Source organism: Sphaerospermopsis aphanizomenoides BCCUSP55, from assembly GCF_001586785.1.
Lineage (GTDB): Bacteria > Cyanobacteriota > Cyanobacteriia > Cyanobacteriales > Nostocaceae > Sphaerospermopsis_A > Sphaerospermopsis_A aphanizomenoides_A.
Genome location: NZ_LUFH02000046.1, coordinates 26,415 through 46,474, shown reverse-complemented (window position 1 = coordinate 46,474; position 20,060 = coordinate 26,415). Strand labels below are relative to the sequence as shown.

The 20,060-nt window shown below is 35.0% G+C and carries 17 protein-coding genes; 12 read left to right on the top strand and 5 right to left on the bottom strand.

All coding sequences use genetic code 11. From position 1 onward, the window contains the following. The 6 genes from A0J48_RS13495 to A0J48_RS13470 all read left to right on the top strand — a co-directional run. Positions 1-594: phospholipase D-like domain-containing protein (locus A0J48_RS13495; protein WP_234300910.1), on the top strand; the 594-nt coding region annotated here is incomplete at its 5' end. A gap of 57 nt (positions 595-651) precedes the next feature. After that, positions 652-1,311, top strand: coding sequence for a hypothetical protein (locus A0J48_RS13490; RefSeq protein ID WP_200323807.1), 660 nt, complete (start codon positions 652-654; stop codon positions 1,309-1,311). A 154-nt stretch (positions 1,312-1,465) separates the two neighbouring features. Beyond that, on the top strand, positions 1,466-2,317 hold the full coding sequence (locus tag A0J48_RS13485) for a hypothetical protein (protein ID WP_200323805.1): 852 nt from the start codon (positions 1,466-1,468) through the stop codon (positions 2,315-2,317). Continuing rightward, positions 2,317-2,949, top strand: a complete 633-nt coding sequence (locus tag A0J48_RS13480) for an N-6 DNA methylase (protein ID WP_200323803.1) — start codon at positions 2,317-2,319, stop codon at positions 2,947-2,949. The genes A0J48_RS13485 and A0J48_RS13480 overlap by 1 nt, the downstream gene beginning before the upstream one ends. Before the next feature lie 178 nt (positions 2,950-3,127). Further along, positions 3,128-3,541: an element excision factor XisH family protein gene (locus tag A0J48_RS13475; RefSeq protein ID WP_200323802.1), complete on the top strand. Its 414-nt coding sequence runs from the start codon at positions 3,128-3,130 to the stop codon at positions 3,539-3,541. Continuing rightward, positions 3,529-3,858 carry a XisI protein gene (locus A0J48_RS13470; protein WP_200323800.1) on the top strand — a complete coding sequence of 110 codons (330 nt, stop codon included), beginning with the start codon at positions 3,529-3,531 and terminating at the stop codon, positions 3,856-3,858. Before A0J48_RS13475 ends, A0J48_RS13470 begins: the two co-directional genes overlap by 13 nt. A 78-nt stretch (positions 3,859-3,936) precedes the next feature. On the opposite strand, the gene A0J48_RS13465 is transcribed toward A0J48_RS13470, so the two are convergent. Then, positions 3,937-5,802: a type IV secretory system conjugative DNA transfer family protein gene (locus A0J48_RS13465; protein WP_200323798.1), complete on the bottom strand. Its 1,866-nt coding sequence runs from the start codon at positions 5,800-5,802 to the stop codon at positions 3,937-3,939. A 217-nt stretch (positions 5,803-6,019) separates the two neighbouring features. Beyond that, on the bottom strand, positions 6,020-6,994 hold the full coding sequence (locus A0J48_RS13460; protein ID WP_200323796.1) for a DUF4351 domain-containing protein: 975 nt from the start codon (positions 6,992-6,994) through the stop codon (positions 6,020-6,022). 521 nt (positions 6,995-7,515) lie between these two features. On the opposite strand from A0J48_RS13460, the gene A0J48_RS13455 reads away from it, so the two are divergent. Further along, complete coding sequence (locus A0J48_RS13455) at positions 7,516-8,601, top strand: DUF5895 domain-containing protein (protein ID WP_200323794.1); 1,086 nt, start codon at positions 7,516-7,518, stop codon at positions 8,599-8,601. 116 nt (positions 8,602-8,717) lie between these two features. Here the strand turns inward: A0J48_RS13455 and A0J48_RS13450 are convergent, their stop codons facing one another. The 3 genes from A0J48_RS13450 to A0J48_RS13440 form a co-directional block, all read right to left on the bottom strand. Then, positions 8,718-9,443 carry a hypothetical protein gene (locus A0J48_RS13450; protein ID WP_200323792.1) on the bottom strand — a complete coding sequence of 242 codons (726 nt, stop codon included), beginning with the start codon at positions 9,441-9,443 and terminating at the stop codon, positions 8,718-8,720. A 344-nt stretch (positions 9,444-9,787) separates the two neighbouring features. Continuing rightward, positions 9,788-11,704 carry a M23 family peptidase gene (locus A0J48_RS13445; RefSeq protein WP_234300909.1) on the bottom strand — a complete coding sequence of 639 codons (1,917 nt, stop codon included), beginning with the start codon at positions 11,702-11,704 and terminating at the stop codon, positions 9,788-9,790. Positions 11,705-12,208: 504 nt separating this feature from the next. After that, the gene (locus tag A0J48_RS13440) at positions 12,209-12,511 is read right to left on the bottom strand and encodes a hypothetical protein (protein WP_200323790.1); all 303 of its coding nucleotides are present in this window, start codon (positions 12,509-12,511) and stop codon (positions 12,209-12,211) included. Positions 12,512-12,875: 364 nt separating this feature from the next. Here A0J48_RS13440 and A0J48_RS13435 point away from each other — a divergent pair, with 364 nt between their 5' ends. From A0J48_RS13435 to A0J48_RS13420, 5 genes are all read left to right on the top strand, one after another. Further along, on the top strand, positions 12,876-13,571 hold the full coding sequence (locus A0J48_RS13435; protein ID WP_200323788.1) for a hypothetical protein: 696 nt from the start codon (positions 12,876-12,878) through the stop codon (positions 13,569-13,571). A gap of 413 nt (positions 13,572-13,984) precedes the next feature. After that, the gene (locus A0J48_RS13430) at positions 13,985-14,887 is read left to right on the top strand and encodes a hypothetical protein (protein WP_200323787.1); all 903 of its coding nucleotides are present in this window, start codon (positions 13,985-13,987) and stop codon (positions 14,885-14,887) included. A 210-nt stretch (positions 14,888-15,097) separates the two neighbouring features. Continuing rightward, positions 15,098-16,906: a bifunctional 3'-5' exonuclease/DNA polymerase gene (locus A0J48_RS13425; RefSeq protein WP_200323785.1), complete on the top strand. Its 1,809-nt coding sequence runs from the start codon at positions 15,098-15,100 to the stop codon at positions 16,904-16,906. 154 nt (positions 16,907-17,060) lie between these two features. Continuing rightward, entirely contained in the window at positions 17,061-17,189 is a 129-nt protein-coding gene (locus tag A0J48_RS27440; RefSeq protein ID WP_267910304.1) for a hypothetical protein, read from the top strand. 359 nt (positions 17,190-17,548) lie between these two features. Further along, complete coding sequence (locus A0J48_RS13420) at positions 17,549-20,032, top strand: hypothetical protein (RefSeq protein WP_200323782.1); 2,484 nt, start codon at positions 17,549-17,551, stop codon at positions 20,030-20,032. The last annotated feature ends 28 nt before the right edge of the window (positions 20,033-20,060 follow it).

Sequence of the window (20,060 nt, the reverse complement as noted above, 5' to 3'; positions counted from 1 at the left end):
GTAGAAAAACTTAGTGTAAAAATTAACTCCTTTAACGATCCTGATTTTTTAACTGATTCTAAAAATCAATCAATTAAAGAAGAACGTAAAAAGCTAAAACAACAACTTGACCAAATTAAAACACAAAGTAAGATTTCAGAAATTATTCATACTTGTGACCATCGGCATTATTTATTTCATGCTTTTAAAGAAGCTAAACAAAGAGTAATGATAGTTTCACCTTGGATTAGAAGCTATGCTGTAGATAAACAATTTTTTGAAACGTTGGAAGCAACTTTAAGCAGAAAGATAGAGGTTTATATTTTTTATGGAATCAAAGGTTCAAGTCAACAAAATGATCCTAACTCAATTAAAAAATTAGAAGTACTATCTACTCGGTACAAAAATTTAAGATTTGAAAAAGTTAAAAATACTCATCGAAAAATTTTAGTTTGTGATCATAAATTCGGGATAGTCACTAGCTTTAATTTTTTGTCTTTTAGAGCAGACCCTAGTTTAACATACAGAGATGAGTTAGGCGTTATTATTAGAGATTCAGCAACTATTGAGGATTTATTTAACAGTGGGATTAATTTGATAAAAGACGAAATTTGAGCGAGAAGACAGTAGCAGCGTAACGCTGCATGGGAGAGATGTAATTTTCTCCCGACTATGCCAATAATTAACCTTGCTGATATTCAACAAATTAACAAAACACAGCAACAGCTTCTATTTCCTAACCAAAAACACCAACAAAATCACACTGCTTTTGATTATATCATAGCAGATAACTTTCAATTGGTGATGAAACAATTGTTTTTACAACTTCCTATACAACCTTTATTAAATGCTAATCCTCAAATTGCTCAATTAGTTAATCAATTACAGGAACTTGCGCCCGAACTTTTTCACCCACGCAAGAAGTTATTAGTTGATAACCCAGTCATTGCACCTTTGACAGTAAATAATGAAAATTACTTTATTCAAAGTATCACAAATATAGCATTTAAACGAGGTATTCCCAGAATTTATGAATGGGCGGTGCGTTATCCTAAATTAAGCTGGCAAGACCGAGTAAAGTTGTGGACTACAACTGTTCAATATTCAGTTAACCCTAACCAAATACAACTTGTAATTGTAGCAGTAGACCCAGTAAAACCAGCCCAAAGGTTAGATATAAATTGGAATAACAAGTTGCATTATCAAACTGAAAGATGGTTAATTAAATTACTCAGTCAAACTCAAGATAATAATTTAACATCAAAACAGGTGAATCAGGAAATAACATCATCAATGATAAATTTAGACAATATTCCTGAGATCAGAATTTAAGAGGCTAATGCCTCTCTTATTGGCAAATATAACATTCAACAATGTACAATTGACAATTACCTATCCTTACCTGGAAGTTAGAGTATTTTTTCTCAGCTTGAAAGGACTTGAATGAAAGAATTGTCAATTGTCAAGTATCAATTGATAAAAGCCAATGAAACTCAAATATTCTGAACATGGATGGCTACTACCAGAACTACTTAAATTAGACGATGAATATCAAGGTAGATGGGAACAATGGCGTTGGACAATGGAAACAGGGGAAATACCTAAAGACATTCTAAAAACTGAGTTTTTAGATTTAGGAAATACCCAAGCTTTACAGATGGTAAAAAACTGTCTGCAAGCTATTCCTCAAGGAAGTTGGGGTAGTCATTCTCGATTTATTCCCTACTTCACAGATTACTTACTTTATGCTTTAGGACATCCTAGCATTACTACAAATCCCCCAGAACCAGAAGGATGTAATGGTGCAGAAAATCGTCTTGTTCAAGCATTAGAATTAAAGCTTTTAATCACCTGTCCATTTGATTATTTAGGACATTTATTAGCTACTGAAGGTTACGGAAAATCAAAAGCTAAATTTTATCCTACCCCAATTTGGACAGCTAAAGCAATGGCTGTAACAGCCGTTTCTAGTGCTACTGTTGCACCTCCTTTTCATGTTTATGAACCAGCTATGGGTACAGGTAGATTAGCGTTGGAAATGTCTAACTATGGTATTAGTTTAACAGGTTGGGAATGGGATGTACTACTAATAAAAATAGCAAGTTGGAATTTTATGCTTTATGCTCCCTATTTTGCATTACCTATTCCTAGTTTGGGTGGAGATTTGGTTATTGGTAATACTCTAACAGGTAGCGGTGTTTCTTTTATCCGACCAAGTTTAAATTATGAAATTACATCATCAACACCTCAGCATTCACTATCTAATAGTTTGGTGATTAATGGTATCAAATACGAAAAGAATCATACAGGAAATCAATTGCAAGGGAGTTTATTTTGATGAAATTTGAAATTAATGATTGGAAACAATTATTTCTAATCTCTGCTAGTCATTCACCTCTACCAATTTCTTTACCTACTATAGCACTTGCTAATCCTCCTTATTGCCAAATTAATTCTGCTGCTAATCAAGAACTATCTCGATTTGAAATGGCGTACAAATGGAAAGAACAAGAAAATGGCAGTTACGTTATCACATCCAAGTTGAGAAACAAAATAGAGCAGGAATGCTTATTTGTAGAACAATGTTTAAAACAATTACAACCTGGAGAAATAGTCTGTGTTTTACTACCTAATGGAATTCTTTCTTCATCTCAGCAAGCATATTTTCGCAGATGGTTATTAGAAGAAATGGCTGTGTTAATTGCTTCTATTCAGTTACCACCAGAAAACTTTCAAGTAGAATGTGAATTAGGAATTGTCACTAGCTTTTTGATTCTTAAACGGAAAGGTGGTAATTTATCAGTAGCAGAGGATTATCCTATCTTTATGGCAGTTGCAGATAAAATTGGTTTTGATAGTCGTGGTCGTCGGTTGTTTCGTCCTATAACTAAGGAACAAGAAAAACGAGAAATTGATAATGATTTACCAATAATTGTAGAGGAATTTAAACAGTTTATCAAAGAGGTTTAGAACAGCATTTTTGACAAATAACGAACGATATTTGTCCTAAATGTGTATTGGTGCTGTTCAAATTACCTGTGCAAGTTGTGTATGAAGAAATGTAGGGTACTTTCGTAAATTTGCATAGCAAGAGGATAGAGTGTAGTGTGTACATTATGTATTGGAAAAGAGTTGTAGATATTTCAGTATGGCCAAAGACTTATTCCACGAAGCCGTTAAGCAAGCTTTAATTAAAGACGGATGGACTATTACAGGCGACCCATTAATCATTCGGATTGACCGTGTTAAACTAGAAATTGATTTGGCTGCTGAAAAAGTATTTGCGGCTGAAAAAGATGACCAAAAAATTGCGGTAGAAGTTAAAAGCTTTATCAATACTTCCGCAATTACTGATTTTCATAATGCGCTAGGTCAGTTTCTTAATTATCGCCTTGCCTTGGAAATGACAGAGCCAGAGCGTGTCCTCTATTTAGCCGTTCCTATTGATATTTTTAATACTTTTTTTCAGGAGCGTTTTACTCAAGCAGCAATTTCAAAGTATGCCTTAAAAATAATAGCATATAAACCCGATACAGAGGAGATAATCGCATGGACAAACTAGATAAATATCGTCAAATTATCCGGGAATTATTAACCGCCCATGCTACCCCAAATGATTCAAATATTGAATGTCAACTCATTTTTGATTCAGAACATGATCATTATCAACTTCTCGATGTTGGTTGGGAAGATTTAAACCGCATTTATGCCTGTTACATTCATTTAGATATTAAAGACAACAAAATCTGGATTCAGCACAATATGACAGAAGCTGATATTGCTCAAGAGTTGGTGGAAAGAGGAGTTCCAGCTACAGATATTGTTTTAGGCTTGCATCCCCCATACAAACGTCCTTACACCAAATATGGAGTTGCTTGATTAAAGTTGATAAAATAGGCAAAGTATCCTATAGTTTTGTAAAAGTCCTATAGCTTTGTAAAATCCACCAACTTTCTATCATTGTAACCCTGGAGTTTGATAAACTCGTGGTACAAAATTCTCCAAAACATCAGGTTCTTGATGATTATTAGACTCCTGTACTGTCGCCACATCTTCCTCTGGTAATGGCAACATCCTTCCTGCTTCCTCAATGCGGTCATACAATGCCTGTGTCAACATTTTAATATCAGGAATTGTCACTTGACTTTCTAACGCAGGTCTCACTTGTTTATCCCAAAGATTTTCACTTTCTTTAGCTCGTTTTTCATCTGTTTTCGACACAGGAATAATTAAAGGATAAGGAATTGATGCTTGTCCTCCTGAACCGTAACCAGGACTTGTAATTACACATTTACCTTGGGGAAACTTGAGAATTTCATCGGCACTGATAACAGGCATTTTTTGTAAATTCTCACTCCAACTTATGGAACGGCTCATTTGTCCCCCCAAAGAACGCCCTGTGGTACGATTTTTAATTAATACTTCTTTTTCACCGTAACGTTTTGAGTAATCCTCTGCTGTTTTGTAATTACCAGGATTAAATAAAACATGGGTACTACAAGCCGAGGCAATGGCACTCCCCATTTTATCGCCATAGATATCGTAAAGCTGCTCTAAACTTTGAATACCCAAGATAAAGCAAGCACCATTGGAACGATATTCATTAATCCATTGTGGCAGTCGGTCTAACTTAATTGATGGTAATTCATCCAAAGAAATAATCAACGGGTCTTTACGGGGACGACTCAAATTACCGACAATCATTAAGTGCATTGCAGCTGCTAACAAGGGACCGACTACACTGCGGCGTTCATCATCCAGCTTGAATACTACCATTTCTCTACCCGATAGCTGAGTAGGAATATCCGATTTACCGATGAATGCCCGCAACAAATCAGCTTGAATAAAAGATGAGAAAGTACCTGCGGCTGTGGTTAAAATCCCGGAAACGGTCTTTTCTGCGTCCTTAGCACTCAAAAATTGAATAAACGAAGTTGCTACCCATTCATCTAAGCGTTTAGATTGTACTGCATGATCAAGACGTTGTACTAATTTTGGCAACCGCAACACTGCATACAACATCGCTATATCTGGGTAAGGTGAACCTTTGACTAACTGTAATAATGCTTTTGCTAACAAATCCCCAGCTTTAGCAAAGAATTCGTCACTTTTACCACCACTAGCAGCATTGCGGTTAATGACTTGACCAATTTCCCCAGCCATTACCCCATCCCGTGCATCACGCATATAATCAAGAGGATTGATAACACCGCTAAATGCTTCACCGGGGGCAAATACTCGCACTTTGTAGCCATATCTTGCAGCTAAAGGTGCGTGGAGTCGCATTTGGTCCCCCTTCTTGTCGTAAAGTATAATCGGAAACCCTTGCTGCATGGCACTTTCTAGCATCCGGTCAATGGTTGAGTAAGTTTTTCCCGATCCAGGCGCACCTATTACCAGTGTTCCCCGTTCAGCGTTGGGAAACCAAACTGTAGGTGCAGCACCCAGCATGGTTTGGAGGTTAGCCATTAAACCCCGCCACTTACCTTTTGCCCAGTAACGGGGTGTACCAGACCACAGGGTAACTTTATTGTGTTTGTGTTCTTTGATTTGCTTGAGTGCGAGGTTAGTAGCTGCTAGTTTTTCACTGATACCGCAGACTTTACCAGTGGTGATTTTACCTTTACCAGTACCACTGATTTGCAGCAGAATTAGGACTACCAGTAGTCCACCTATCATTGTCCAGCCTTGGGGGTTGTTGTACTGTTGCAGGAATTTACTGAAGTCAATACTGGCTAGTGTCGGTTGGTAGGATGGTAGGTTAGTTAGTGCTGTTTGAGTGGTGAAATGGTGGTTTGGTAAGTTTTGCTGGTAAGGGTTCATGGCAGTTGCGTGTGGGTTTACCAGCAATTTTAGTGATCACGGTACAGTTCGGGTATTGACCTTTTGGATATTTTTTTTAGGGATGATTTTTTTGTCAATGTTACTTACCAAATTGTCAGGGTGATATTTCTCTACTGACACAAGTATTTTTTTAGGGATGATTTTTTTGTCAATGTTACCCCACAGTAGTTCATAAAAAGTGGGGTTCTTGCTTAATCTAAGACTCTGGTTTATTTTGTAACCATTGTTCTAAATCAGTCACAGAGGAAAAATCTAAGAGTGCTTCACCTAGTGATTCTAATTGGTCAATGTCTAAGATACGAATTGTATCAATTAATGATGATTCAATTTCGCCAACGCGCCGATTTAATAGTCGGATAATGAGTTGCTGTTCTCGTTGTATTCCCTGTTGTATTCCTTTTTGTTCACCCCGTTCCATTGCAAGTTCTTCTGTGGGACTAATGAATGGCATTTTCTTTTCCTCCTCTAAATGTTTGATTTTAGTTACTAATCCTCGTTGCAATTCTTTTGGTAATGTCATCATTCTATCAATGATTTTGAAGAGTTTAACAATTTGTTCTCTTGTCAAGCCACGCTCATAAAGTCCTCTAATTAATACCCATTTCCATTGTTCCCGTTCTGATAAATTACCAGTGGTTGCTTTGGTTTTTAAATGTGCCATTACTATGATAGCAAAGGGATTATTGCTGGCTTCTAATTCAGTCCACCGTGATTCATAGTCTAGAAGTTTGGCAATGGGGAACTTCAAACTTAATTCGCAATCCAACATAGCTTGATGATAACTGTTTGGTCGCCAAGTGGAACTTGTGTCTCCTAAAATTGCTAAACCCACGACAAATTGATGGTAAAGATCAAAGGCACGGTAATTATAAATGTACATCCGTTGTGCAAAATTCGCGTCATAATGACTTTGGACTTCAATATGAATTAAAATCCATATCTGTTGTTTGTCCAATAGCCACACTTTGTAAAGTTTATCTGCAATTCTTGTTTCTGTTTCTGATAACCCAGTAATTTCTTGCAGTTCTTTATCAAGTGATTCAGGTTTTTGTGTCCAGTCAATTGCTTCATAAACCCCAGGAAAGAAGAATGATAGAAAACTATCAAAATAATTGTTTAATGCTTCTTTCCAGGATTCATCGTAATTCGCATTAATTTCATTTTTGTTCATAAAACGCTACACTAAGAATAGTTATTTCAATCTCAGTTTCTCTACTTTAATTTGTTGGTTCTACTTAATATTTTCACATTAAAAAGTGAATTTGTAAGAAATATTATATGTTTTAAATAAATCCATAATGATCTATGATTTCAGGCAAAAAAATTGCCGTCTTTTCAACCATAACCTTGCCACATTAGTTGCCATAAGGTTCATGATGACATGAGTTTAATGGCACTGACAACATCCATTTCAACCATAACCTTGCCGCAATGAGAATTTTCTAACTTGATGTTGCCGTAATTTTTCAGCATTGATAAAAATTTTTCGGTTTCACCCAGCTTGAATGATTGTTGAGTTAAAGATTTAATTGCATCTATTTTTCAACCATCATCTTGCCGTTGCTATTTTCAACCATCACCTTGCCGTTGCGGCAATATTATGCTTGAAATCACACACTATAAATTAACAATAAAGAACTAAATTTTGAGGCTAACGCCTCAGACATTGGACAATCCTATTTATACAATCCAATGGTTAAATCAAGAGCTACAAACAACTCTCATCGCCCTAATCAATCTAGCACAAAAACCACTGCTTCTCAACCTAAAACTTCAAAAGCTAAACCAAATGACACGGATGCTTATGACTTTGAAGGAGAAGAATTTGAAATAGACCCAGAACTATTTGATGATAATTATAACCAAGTTCGTAAACCACTTCTTCCCTATGGCATTGTTGTTAACGATAAACCTGCTGGACTTTTGATTCCAGAAGACCAATTAGAAAAAGCTGGTTGGATAGAAATGCCAACAGAAGATGACTTAACTACTGTCACTTTAACTGAAGATGTTACCGGATTATTAATTACTGAAGGTCGGTTACTGGTTTTAGCTTTTGCACCAGAATATATCCGCTATAAATCAGATGTGGAAGATGTGGGTGGTTCGTTTGTTGGACTTTATGATGACTACAGAAATAGTCTGGATAAAAGAACAATGGATGTCTGTTCAGAACACGCAATTATGTTTCTGGATGACAAAAACAAACCATTACATACTACTCCTATTGTAGTCCGATTTAAAAATGTGGCTCTTTGGAGTTTTAAATCAGTACGTGAGGAGTTTTATCGTTCCTTAGAAAAAACCTTTGCTGATTATTTCCAAGTACCATTTAGCGGTAAAAGTGATAAATGGCGCAGTTTAGGTGTGCTGGAAGTTGAGTTTAAAGCAGTTAAAGAAGGTGAAGGTAAGAATAAACATAATTGTTGTAAAACTGTAGCTTACACCAAACCCACAGTTGAAAATTTCCCACAACTGTATTTAGGTAAACCCGCTGCTAAAAGTTTAGTTTGGCAACAACATGATGCGATCGCTGGTTTCAATGAACCACAATCTTTACCTGCTTTACCAGGAGAATCAACTTCTGTAGAGGTGGAAGTGCTACCACCAAACAAGAATAAAAGCAAAACTCAAACTGTCCGTAAATCCAAAACTGCAACTAAACCACCCCGGAAAATTCAAGTGGTTGAAGATGATGATGATTTCCTGGATGAAGATGATGATTTAGAAAACGAGTTGGACGATGATGATCTCGTTTTTGAAGACGATGATGAGTAGTTTAATGCTATTGAATCATCTGTTTTGAATAGAAAATCTACTGTAGTCAAACACTATGGTAGATTTCTAGTTATAAAACCCAGACATAGACGTGGTTTATTGAATAATAAAAACTGTTATTTAGCTGATTTATTCATAGTAGCCAAAAGTTGACTATCTGCAACTTGATAACGATTACCATTAAAACAGTAATTTAATTGCCGTAACTGCTGTTTTTCTGCTTGCAGTACCTTAATACAAGGTAAAGATTGATTCGTTGTTTCTCCTACGAATGATAATTGCTTTCCTGGTGGTAAACTTGGATTTAGATAACTCAAAAATACCTGTGTAAGTTGATTTTGTTTAAACCAATAACCAGCATACAGACAACCCAAAGCACCACAAACTTCTGGAGTATTAAAATTAAAAAGTCTGAAATTCCCATCTTTTACTCCCACATCCCAAACCAGTATATTTTCAGCAGCAGCTTTGGTATTTAATTCTGTATTGTCTCTAATCACTTGTTCTAAAACAGGAGTAGAAACAACATCAACCGCTTTTTTCCAATTCACAGTTGCAGCATTTAAACTACACCCTACCAAACTCAAAATCATAGAAAGCAGCAAAAATATACTGAAACCAATGCGAAACCAATGCACTCCGTAACGTATTCTCATAGAAGGTTCTGGTAATTGATATGCTGTTGTTTTAAGTGGTGTAGACTGAGTAAAAGAAGCTGATAAAGAAACATCTTCTTTTTCTGCTATTGCTTGCTCAAATCCCTTTTCTGAATGCAAATTACTATCAGGTTTTTGCTTTTTGTTTGGTTCTGAAGATATAGATTTGCTAGATGAATTAGTCATATAAACCACCTTACTCAATACAAAATCACCGTAAGTATTCAGCCATCAGTAATCAGTTAATGGCTACGCTAACAGCTTACAAATATAGATAGACAAGTTGGTTATAAAACATAATTTTACACCATTAAAAAAGAGTTGATGAGAGACATAAAAAGCCGGAGTATTTGTTTTTTAATACATTTTGTTGCTCGCGTAGATATTAACTGTTAGTTAACGGCTGGATGCTTAAAAATCACCTTTTTTAAAGCAATCAATAAAGCTACGATATTAAATATTAAGCGTCTTGATTTTATGATTCGTAAATACTGACTTATGCTGTATTTCATAATCTAATTACCAATGCTTTAATTATCATTAATGTATCTCGAAGTTAAACTAGGAATACAAGTCAAAGTTCCATTATCGCTGTTATTAGTACTATACAAAGCTAAAACAGTTCTGCCATAATCTTGAAGACTAAGACGACCAAAAGCATCGGAACTATTTGCATCAACTTTGCTATTATCACCACCAAAATGCTTTTGCGCTACTCGTTCAATCAGTCGTTCACCAGTAAATAATTGTCCAGTAATAGGGTCAATTTCACCTTGAGTTACTTGAATTTTATTAGCAATATCAGCCATAAATGCCTTATCCTGATCCGCAGGAGGAAAAAACTCAAATAATTCAGCTTCAGTAGGTTGATAACCTTGTCTTACCTGATTAAGAAATTCTTCTCCTCCCGGTTTACCAACTATCAAATTTACTGCATAGGGGTTATAACTCATGAACTGATAACGTCCCAGTCCTCGACCACAATTTAAACCATTATCCGCACAGGTATACACACCAACTGCTTGATAATCTCCACTACCAGCACTTTCAATTTCAGCAATTGCATTTCCCAACATTTGCAAATTAACACCATCAAAAGATTGACCTGTAATTGAACGATTAATGCTGGTAAATGTGCAAGGATTAATTTGACTATTTGTGCTATTTTGATTAGGATTATTTCTTATTTCTCTTGTTGCACCTGTTGGTGTAGAAGTAGTATTTATACTCTGTTCATTCCCATTATCCAAATTACCTACAAACATCAGCGCATTCACCTTATAACTGAAAAACGGAATTGGACCGATAAAATAAGGTGTGCAACCCATCCTCCAAGCACAGAAGCGAAAATATAAAGCAGTATCTACTGTATCTGTGGTTTCATCTGCTTCCATTACCACCACTTTAAACGCTTTCCCAAAGGGTAAACGTCCGGTTGGTTCTCGTCCATTGTTAACTGCTTTGAGTATCCCCCAACCTCCCTCAACTTCCTGGTATTTACCGGATATCCATTGCTTACCTTCTAAAGATGAGCGATCGCTCTTTCCTATGTTTTCCAAATTATCCAGTTCTACGTAAGCACAGTCTTTTTGGGTACAGGGTACAGAAAAACCTTGTACGTCAGAACCAGAAATGGTGTGTTGACGGTGATTTTCTGCTGTTCCATAAACTGCATCAATTCGCATGACTAAATTACCAATTTCAATGATAGGATTAGGCATCAATCCTAAAGGTACTTGTCCCAGTCCAGGAATGTTTTTTACAAAACTATTCATCCAATTGGTTAAATTTTGAATTGGTACTGTTTCTAAATTGGGAATTGAAGTCAGGGAAAACTTTGACAGTTCAATTTCTTGCAGTTGCAGTTGTCCAATTTGGTACTGTTTAATTACCTGAGATAATGTTAAATTTGCTGGGTTAATTCCCTTGGTTTGTAGTAAAGCAGCAACAGGTTGAATATCTTTGACTGGTGTTTGAGCTAGTTGAGGAACAACTTTAGCTAAATGACTCAATGTTTGTTCTTCAATTAGAGGAAATTCGCTCAAAGCGATGTTGTTCAAATCAGTAGATGTAATATCTGCAATAGCTTGTAAAGAAAATTGTTCTGCTTGCAATGCTTCACTGATATCTCCTAACTTCAAATATTCATCGGGAGTCATTCCTATATTCCAAGTTCGACTCAAGTCATAACCTAATATTTGATTATAGGGACTACCATCAATTGCACCAGATTGATTGATTCCTGGTAGTTGACTAAGAGAAATTTGCTTCCAGTCTGGTAGTAAAAGTTTGTTGGTAGGTAATCGAGATTGAGCATTGGTAACTTCTACAATTCTAGTAGGTAAATTGCCATTTTCATATTTATTATTGGCAGCTTGCACGGTGACATTGTAGATAATGAAAGTGATGACAACTAGAACAAATATCCATTTTTTGGTAATGTTCATAATTTTTGGTTGAAAACAGCACACAATAAAGAAAGAAGGCAGAAGTACGAAAGCAGAAGGGAATTACAGGAAGATTCTACTTCCTTTAATTGGAAACTATTAAATCTTTGATTTTAAAAATTCTTCAACCAAATTGGTAGAGTATATACAGCAAAATCGAGATTGATAAGGTACAATAAATGATGAACTTTAGGCGTTATAACTACCTTCTGAAATTAGTGTACCTCACTTACTGCAAAAGTGCTGTAGATGTCGAAAAACTTACATACAAACCCTCAAATTAACATAAAAAACCTCTGCTTTTCTTAGATAACTAATAATTCGCAATCAAATAATCCACCATAATCGCAATTATGTAGTTTGCTTTCGCATCACATTAATATGAATTACTAATTACGAATTATTTCTATGGAAACTGAACTCTAATTAACAGGGACTTCGTTTTAAAAGTGCAACAAAATTTTATTGCTGCTTTTGAGGTATACGTTGGAGTAAAAGCCAGGGCTACAACTCTAGTTCTGGTGATGTTGACTGCTGATTTTTATTGGATTTATAACCCAAACTAGAACCATATCCTGGTAATTTGGGATTGGGATTTACAGATGATTCTGTATATGCTGTATCGCCAAAGTTGATTTCAAAAACATTTTCTTGATAGCCATCTTCAAATATGTTTGTTTCCCAAGGATTACTATTATCCTCATCATCAGATTCATCAATACTATAACCCGGCGACTGATAACCATTAACAGACTTTACCTGATTATTTTCTTCAAAATTTTGATTTAATGCGTGTTTTTGATTCATCGCTATTACCTGAACAACAATACCATTCAATAATGGACAATTAACAATGGATAATTGATAATTACCTTTCAATACTGCTCGGTTTACGAAATAAATAAGGCTGAAACCCTTGAAATATTGTTATTTGTGATGCCCAAAAATGCTTAACCGAGTAGTATTGAATTACCTCTTCCTCCTTCGTGAGAAGATTGAAAAATAGGGACTCTTGAAAGGAGAGGTTTAACCCCTTGAATCAAAAAATTATCAACTATCAACTAATTAATACCAGCATAAAAAATTAAGTGAGTAATAGCAATAACCGATTGGCTAATTATTTATTAGCCGATTGGCTATTTTTGGTGATGCGCTCATATCGAGAAGACAAATGGAACAACTAAACTTGATTCCTGCGGAAGTAGTGACGGAATTAAAGAATCATAAAAATGCTAAATTGCCAGATAATACATTGAAAATGCTGAAAATTCTGGCCAGTTTAGATACTCCTAAAGAATTGTTAGCAACTTTATTAGAAATAGCCGAATTTTCTATACACCATATTCGTTACCTAGCAGGTCCATTGGTTATTTATGGCAATGCTTGGAGTGATACTATTCCTCAATGGTTGAAGTTTGCTTGTATTCAAGACAGGTTAGAACTGATTTGTAATGAATACAAAAAAAATCAAGTTGGTGAATATGCCACAGCTACAGAAGTTCTCACCTATATGATGCCAGCAACTTACGATGCACCTTTACATCGAGATTACGCTAACCTTTATCTTTGGGTAGGTAATGAAGTTTTGACTAAATACAATAAATTACCTAAAGATTGCCAGAGTTTTTATGAATTTATTGATGGAAATACCAGTAATAGTGGCAGTAAATCCATTATTCATTTTCAGCAGGTAAAGAATGATTTTCACGATATTAGTCAATCAATTCGACGCAGCATAGTTAAACACGCAGCACAGCAAGGATGGGGTAAACGTCGTGTTAATTCTAAGTCTAAATTAGACTCACTTGAAAATACTCATCCTGTTGAAACTTCAGCCAGTTCATCTGTACAAATGAATTTGTTTTAAAGTTACCAAAAATCCTCAGTTTCTAAATTTTGATTTTCAACTGAGGATACAGGTATTATCAATTAATAATTCACAATTTACAATTCATACAGCAGATTCATTTGTTATGAGATACAGTCTCATCTTCTTGGTTTTTGGATTCTAACTTCTGTCTTAAAATAAAGTGTATCTCATGACATCGGAAAGTGTTGTAATTAATTGACAATTTTTAATTCAAGGTTTTTCACCTCTCCTTTATTTCTCCTTTATTGGTAAAAATCTTATTTCCCATCTTATTACGAGTAAGGGAGAAGTCAATTATTAATTGGATTGTGAATTATTGACAATAATCATTAAATTTTGAAAGTTTAAAGAAAGTAAAAAGGAAGCTATTGCTTCGTTGTTTTTGATAATCGAATCTCAATTGAATCACCATGAATATTCAACAGACTCAAGAAGTTTTAAATTATCTAAGCCTGATAATTACAGCCTCGTTTACTACTGTAATGCTTGTTGACTTTGGATGGGGATTAGTGCATTTATGGCATGAAGTATCTGCTCAAATTGAAGTTGGTACTACCAATAATACATCTGAACAATCAAACATTGAATTTTGTGAAACAATCAATACCAATCTTCATCTTGAAAAAGAAAATTGTCATCCATCTGCTGATTATAATTCTGTTGTTCATAGTTCTGCCAATATTGAACATAACAATGGTAATCAATTAGGTGTATTAGATGATGGTTTGACCAAAGGTGAAAAACAGGATCAATCTACTATTTCTACTAACCTTGAATATGACAATAGTAATCAATTAGGTGTATTAGATGATGATTTGACCAAAGTTGAAGCAGTGAATCAATCTACTATTTCTACTAAGTTTGAAGATGACAATGGTAATCAACCAAGTGTATCAGATGATGATGTAATCAAAGGTGAAGCAGTGAATCAATCTAATAATTCTAACACTTCAGAAAATAACAATAGTAATCAATCAAATGATAACACTCCTTTACAATCAGAACTCGAAGTCAACAATTCAATTACTGTTGACATAGACAAAATTGATTTACGCACAGCCAGAAAAATTGCCAGTGCCATTAAAAAATCTACAAACCCTAAATCTGACTTAATTATCAAACAGAAAGTCAATGGTAAAAACGTTCCTTTAGCTTGGTTGCAAGCACAAATCAAAAATCGTTTAGAAATCGCACCAGAAATTGTTCAAACAAGTATTCAAGAATTAGCTCCTAATGCAATTCATGATTCTGACAAAAATATCCAAACTTATCATATTTTACAGAAAGACAAGCATCAGCGTCAATTTGGTTAATTGAATCAACCAAATAAGAGAGGGATTTTATATATAAATCTCTCTTTTTTTATCAAACAAATGTCAACTAAGTAAGTCTGCTCAAAAAACTAAACCAAGTACAAAGATTAAAATTTCTGAAAGTCTCTTTCATGTTGCCTTGTCATAATAACACTTTTCACCACCTACCTACTTAATATTCATATCTAAAAAACCAAATCAATAAACTTTATGAACTATTCTCAAAAATCTCCTGAATACCCAGAATACACTGTAGTTAAAGATATTCCAACTCTCAAAAGCGTTATCAAACCTTTGTTTAAATCAAAAGTTCTAGCTTTAGATTGTGAAACTACAGGACTCGACCCTTTAACTGATACAATTAGATTAATTCAAATAGCTGCACCCAATTATCCGGTTGTTATCATTGATTTACCAGCTATTTATAAACGCAATAATGTGGAACAAAATACTGTAGATAAACGCACTAACATTAGTCATTTACTACTTAACAAACTCTTCTGTAATTCCGCTTTGAAAATTGCTCATAATGCCAAATTTGAATGGCAATTCCTTACTCAAGCTGGACTGCAAATTGCTGGACGTTTCTTTGATACTCAACTTGCTTACCAAGTTTTAAATGCTGGCATTAAAACCAGTGCATCTTTAGAAAATGTCACTCGTAAGCTGTTACGTATCCAACTAGATAAAACCTTACAAACTAGCAATTGGCATCAACCTCTGACTTCAGAACAATTACAATATGCTGCTTTAGATGCTGCTATTTTACTTGACATTTACCCGATTTTAGTCAGAAAATTAACACAGGCGAAATTGTTAAAAATTGCCCAACTGGAATTTCATTGTATGCCTGTTGTTGCCCAAATGGAACTCAATGGAATGTTGTTTGATTTATCTCAATGGCATAAGTTGGATGCAAAGTTAGAAGCTGATAAAATAAATGCACTTCAACAACTCAAACAATTGCGTTTGGTGGGCAAATCTCAATTATCTCTGTTACCAGAATTGACTGATACTGTTAATCCTAATTCTTCCCAACAAGTTTTAGCTGCTTTTCAAGCTATGGGTATTCCAGTACAGTCAACTAATCAAAAAGATTTAGTGCCTTTAGTTGAGCAATATCCTATTATTAAGGCTCTTTTGGAATATCGTCACCTTGCTAAAATTACTGCCACTTTTACTGATAGTTTACCTAAACATATTCACCCAAAAACTGGGAGAATTCATCCTAATTATTATCAATTAGGAGCAAGGTCTGGGAGATTTTCCTGTCGTCAACCACCTTTACAAACTATTCCCCGTGATGCTGCTGCTAGAAGTTGTTTTATTGCAGCACCTAACTATCAAATACTGAAAGCTGATTATTCGCAAATTGAGTTAAGAATTGTGGCGCGTTTAAGTGGCGATGCTAAGATGCGGCAAGCATACCGTCAAGGTGCTGATTTACACAAACTGACTGCTGCTTTGGTAACTGGTAAGCTGATCACGGAGGTGACAGAGGAAGACCGCAGACTGGCTAAAGCGATTAATTTTGGACTTATTTACGGTATGGGTGCTGCTAAACTTCGCATCTATGCTGAAACTAAGTATGGTGTGACTATGACACTGGATGAAGCGAAGGCTTTTAGAAAGCGGTTCTTTGATGCTTATTCTGGTGTGACTAAGTGGCATGAAACGATTAAGAAAGCATATTTGCGGGGTGTGAAAGAAAGTCGGACTTTAGCAGGGAGAAGACGGAGATGGGCTGATAAACCAAGGTTGGCTGAAATGCTCAATCATCCTGTGCAGGGGTTAAATGCTGATATTAATAAGTTGGCGATGGTGAAGCTGGTTAAGCCGTTAAGTAGAACTAATGCCAGGTTAGTTTGTGTTGTTCATGATGAGATTGTGCTGGAATGTCCAGAGAATGAGATTGAACAGGTAAGCAGGATTTTACACAGATGTATGGTTGCTGCGGCTGAAAAGTTTCTGAATCCTGTGCCTGTGGTAGTGGATATAAGTGTGGGTGATTCTTGGTAAGTTAGCGGTACTTAGACAAAAATTGTCATATAATTAACATAAATTCTGATAAATCTTTTCAGTCTCAGAAAGCTTGGTTAAATCTACTGCTTATGTGTGCAGGAATTGGCTGTTCAGGAAACCTTACAGAAGTTTTTCGGGAATACAGGGGCGATTGATTGCTTCCAGTCCAGCAGACGATCCGCCCCATCGTCAAGCCCCTCAACTGATTAGGGACGATAAAATTATTCAAGCCCGCATTCCGCAGGTAAGTGAGGAAATAAATGGTAAATTTGATGAATGAAACCCACAGTATCAGCAATAAGAGTACAAAATATTGACTGCTGTGGGATAGTGTAGTGGCAGGCATCATAGAGCAAATGTGCTTGTAGAACAAATAAACCAAATACTGGGAACACATAAGCAAGAAATTGTCTGATCAGGCCAAGCAGTCAAAGCATGGACATCCACTTCAATAAATCTGCTACTTACTACACAATAATTTTTTAATTTTTACCAATTGATTATTTTGGTACAAGTATACTATAATTCACCGGATAAGTGAAAGTTTAAATTTTTGCTCTAATAGGTGATTACACAATGACATAAAAACATACTCTTGAGGAAAATTCAAACCCCTTACCACAACTAGATTACATTCCGTTGCTTGACAAAATTATACAATTAATTCAGAAAAAGAAAATTTTTAAGTTATCTTCAGATAAAAATAAACTACTGATATCTGCTTATGAAATTGCATATGAAATTGCTATTAATTCAAACCAGCAATCACTAAATGTTTTAAACAAAGAAGTAGGTGTTAAAGCTGCAACTGTCAATTTTATTTCAGACACAGAGTTTTACTCTAAAATTCAAACCATTAGAGATGAATTAAGAAAACAACTTGATGATGCTTGTGGACAAAATCAAAGCCAAGCTTGCTTAGAAAATATTTGTAGCTCATTGTCTGATTTTAATGATAATGAGCCATCTTTACCATTTAACTATCCTTTTAACCAACCTTATAGTTTCACATCCCAACGCTTAACTATTGAAAATAGTTTGGCTGAAGAGAGGCGCAAAGGTAGTGAATCAGTCATCAAAGCTCATCATTTAATTGTCAGATTTGAAGGCATATCGCAGTTCGATAATAAGTTGTTAGAGAGCCTTAGACTTTATATAGATAAAATAGCTACTCCTGATACCGATGATTGGCAAGAAGTAACGGAACTTTTAACAGAAATATCACAACGAGAAAAGTCTGAACTAACTGAACTTAGAAGAATAGTAGATACGGAATCTCTACCCAGACTGTTACGTGATATCAAAATAGACTATCTGGATTATTTGAGAGCAGAATGTGCAAAAACTAATATACGTAACTCTAACATAGAAGGTTTTGAATGTTTAGAGACTTTAATTAATCGGTTGAGATTGCTATCAGATTACATTAACGGACAAAATTTAGATAATACACATTTTGAAGTTAGTTATTTATTGGAACAAGCGATAAATCTTAGAACAGCTTTTTCTCAAGCAGATGCTTTTGATAAGTTGCCTGTCGTCCCTGAGTATGAAGGAGTGATAGGGGAAAGCATAGATAAAGAAAAAGACATTAAAGAATTTAATTTGGGGTTGAGGCTAAAGCTGAATGGTTCCGTAAATGCTTATGATGAAAAATCTGTACTTGATTACTATATGACTGAACTTGACCCTAACAGTCAGCGGCATCAAAAGCAATTGCAAGATCCAGTTAAATCTAAAAACTTTAAAACAAAGGTTTTAATTATTGCTTGTCTCTACTATTTTATTTTTGCGGTCGATGAAGATGGCAAAGTAGCTGATAAGGATTATAACCCTATTCCCAAGTTTGAGACAGATGTTTTAAACAAATTGAAACCAGGTGCTTCTGATGAAGAAGCGAAGAATGTGTTATGCAACATCAGAAATTTAATATTGAATCAGGATGGCTGGAGAGTTAGACAGAAGCTAGCATCTTTAAAAAATCTGCTAAAAACTTTTCTTGAAAAGAAAGAAAGATTGCCTTCTTTATCCAAATCAGTTCAACTATGTATTAACACAGCTATTCTCAACAAAAATGCTGCAAAAATTCTCAAGTCTCGGAATTTTTTTAAAATAGATTTAATCCAAGAAAACCAATCACAAGCAAAAGCGAAAGCTAGAGAGGCTTTAGGGTATATTGAGGTTGTGCAACCTACTGTTAATTTACAATCTCTTACTTCACTGGCTGTCACTTTTACTTTTGATGATGTCCGCTATTTCACAGAGCGCAATAAACCAAATTTTTCTATGAAATATGACACCACAGGAATTAAAACTTTACCAGTAATATTTTCACCTATTGGAGAGAAAAAAATTCAATCTACAAACGAGACAGGTGAAACTGTAGAGAAAATAAAATACATAAGTCACCCAATTTATAACGATTACTTTGAAAAGCAAAATATTATTGTTATTTATTATAAAATTAAGGAAGTAAGAGAAATAATATTTAAAAATAGCCAATCGCCCGCAGCAAGAATATATCGGCAAGTATTTACTTTACTAAGTTACTTGTGCATTAGTGTCTGCCGAGAGGCAATAAACCTTAATATTCAGCAAAAAGAAAAATTGTTTATTCCTATATTTAGGTTTCATATAAAAGATGAAACCGATACTACAGAAGATGAAGTGTTTCTCAACTCTTTATCGAAAGCATTAGCACATATTTTACGCAGAGATTGTCTTGCTGATGCTCAAGGAATTAACGTTAAAGATTATGAAGAGCATAAATCACAAAAAAAACAAAATAAAAATAAGCTTACAGGTTTTGATTTCCGTGTAAGAAATGCTTTGTCATCAATGTACGGTTTAGTCCCCAAAACTTTTGAGTTTAAAGGAGGTTATCAACCACAACTGGATAAACTAGCAATCATAGTAGTTTCAAGCTGGTTAAGTGATGCTGTTTGGGATGAGAAAGACAAAACAGCCAGATTTTCTAATATCTGTGGGGAAGTTATTGTCATTAATACGGTATCTGATACCGCAATAAAAAGTGAAACTATCAAAACGTGTGCTGATAATCCACCACACTCGAAAATATATACAGCGCCAGAGAATATTAGAGATGATAATAGCAAACTTTAACAGCAAGGTTATCAACATTTTCTTTATA

What these genes read in the sequence shown, in the direction of transcription:
- A0J48_RS13490 (WP_200323807.1), top strand. Translation starts at nt 652, where the DNA reads ATGCCAATAATTAACCTTGCTGATATTCAACAAATTAACAAAACACAG.
- A0J48_RS13485 (WP_200323805.1), top strand. Translation starts at nt 1,466, where the DNA reads ATGAAACTCAAATATTCTGAACATGGATGGCTACTACCAGAACTACTT.
- A0J48_RS13480 (WP_200323803.1), top strand. Translation starts at nt 2,317, where the DNA reads ATGAAATTTGAAATTAATGATTGGAAACAATTATTTCTAATCTCTGCT.
- A0J48_RS13475 (WP_200323802.1), top strand. Translation starts at nt 3,128, where the DNA reads ATGGCCAAAGACTTATTCCACGAAGCCGTTAAGCAAGCTTTAATTAAA.
- A0J48_RS13470 (WP_200323800.1), top strand. Translation starts at nt 3,529, where the DNA reads ATGGACAAACTAGATAAATATCGTCAAATTATCCGGGAATTATTAACC.
- A0J48_RS13465 (WP_200323798.1), bottom strand. Translation starts at nt 5,802, where the DNA reads ATGAACCCTTACCAGCAAAACTTACCAAACCACCATTTCACCACTCAA.
- A0J48_RS13460 (WP_200323796.1), bottom strand. Translation starts at nt 6,994, where the DNA reads ATGAACAAAAATGAAATTAATGCGAATTACGATGAATCCTGGAAAGAA.
- A0J48_RS13455 (WP_200323794.1), top strand. Translation starts at nt 7,516, where the DNA reads ATGGTTAAATCAAGAGCTACAAACAACTCTCATCGCCCTAATCAATCT.
- A0J48_RS13450 (WP_200323792.1), bottom strand. Translation starts at nt 9,443, where the DNA reads ATGACTAATTCATCTAGCAAATCTATATCTTCAGAACCAAACAAAAAG.
- A0J48_RS13445 (WP_234300909.1), bottom strand. Translation starts at nt 11,704, where the DNA reads ATGAACATTACCAAAAAATGGATATTTGTTCTAGTTGTCATCACTTTC.
- A0J48_RS13440 (WP_200323790.1), bottom strand. Translation starts at nt 12,511, where the DNA reads ATGAATCAAAAACACGCATTAAATCAAAATTTTGAAGAAAATAATCAG.
- A0J48_RS13435 (WP_200323788.1), top strand. Translation starts at nt 12,876, where the DNA reads ATGGAACAACTAAACTTGATTCCTGCGGAAGTAGTGACGGAATTAAAG.
- A0J48_RS13430 (WP_200323787.1), top strand. Translation starts at nt 13,985, where the DNA reads ATGAATATTCAACAGACTCAAGAAGTTTTAAATTATCTAAGCCTGATA.
- A0J48_RS13425 (WP_200323785.1), top strand. Translation starts at nt 15,098, where the DNA reads ATGAACTATTCTCAAAAATCTCCTGAATACCCAGAATACACTGTAGTT.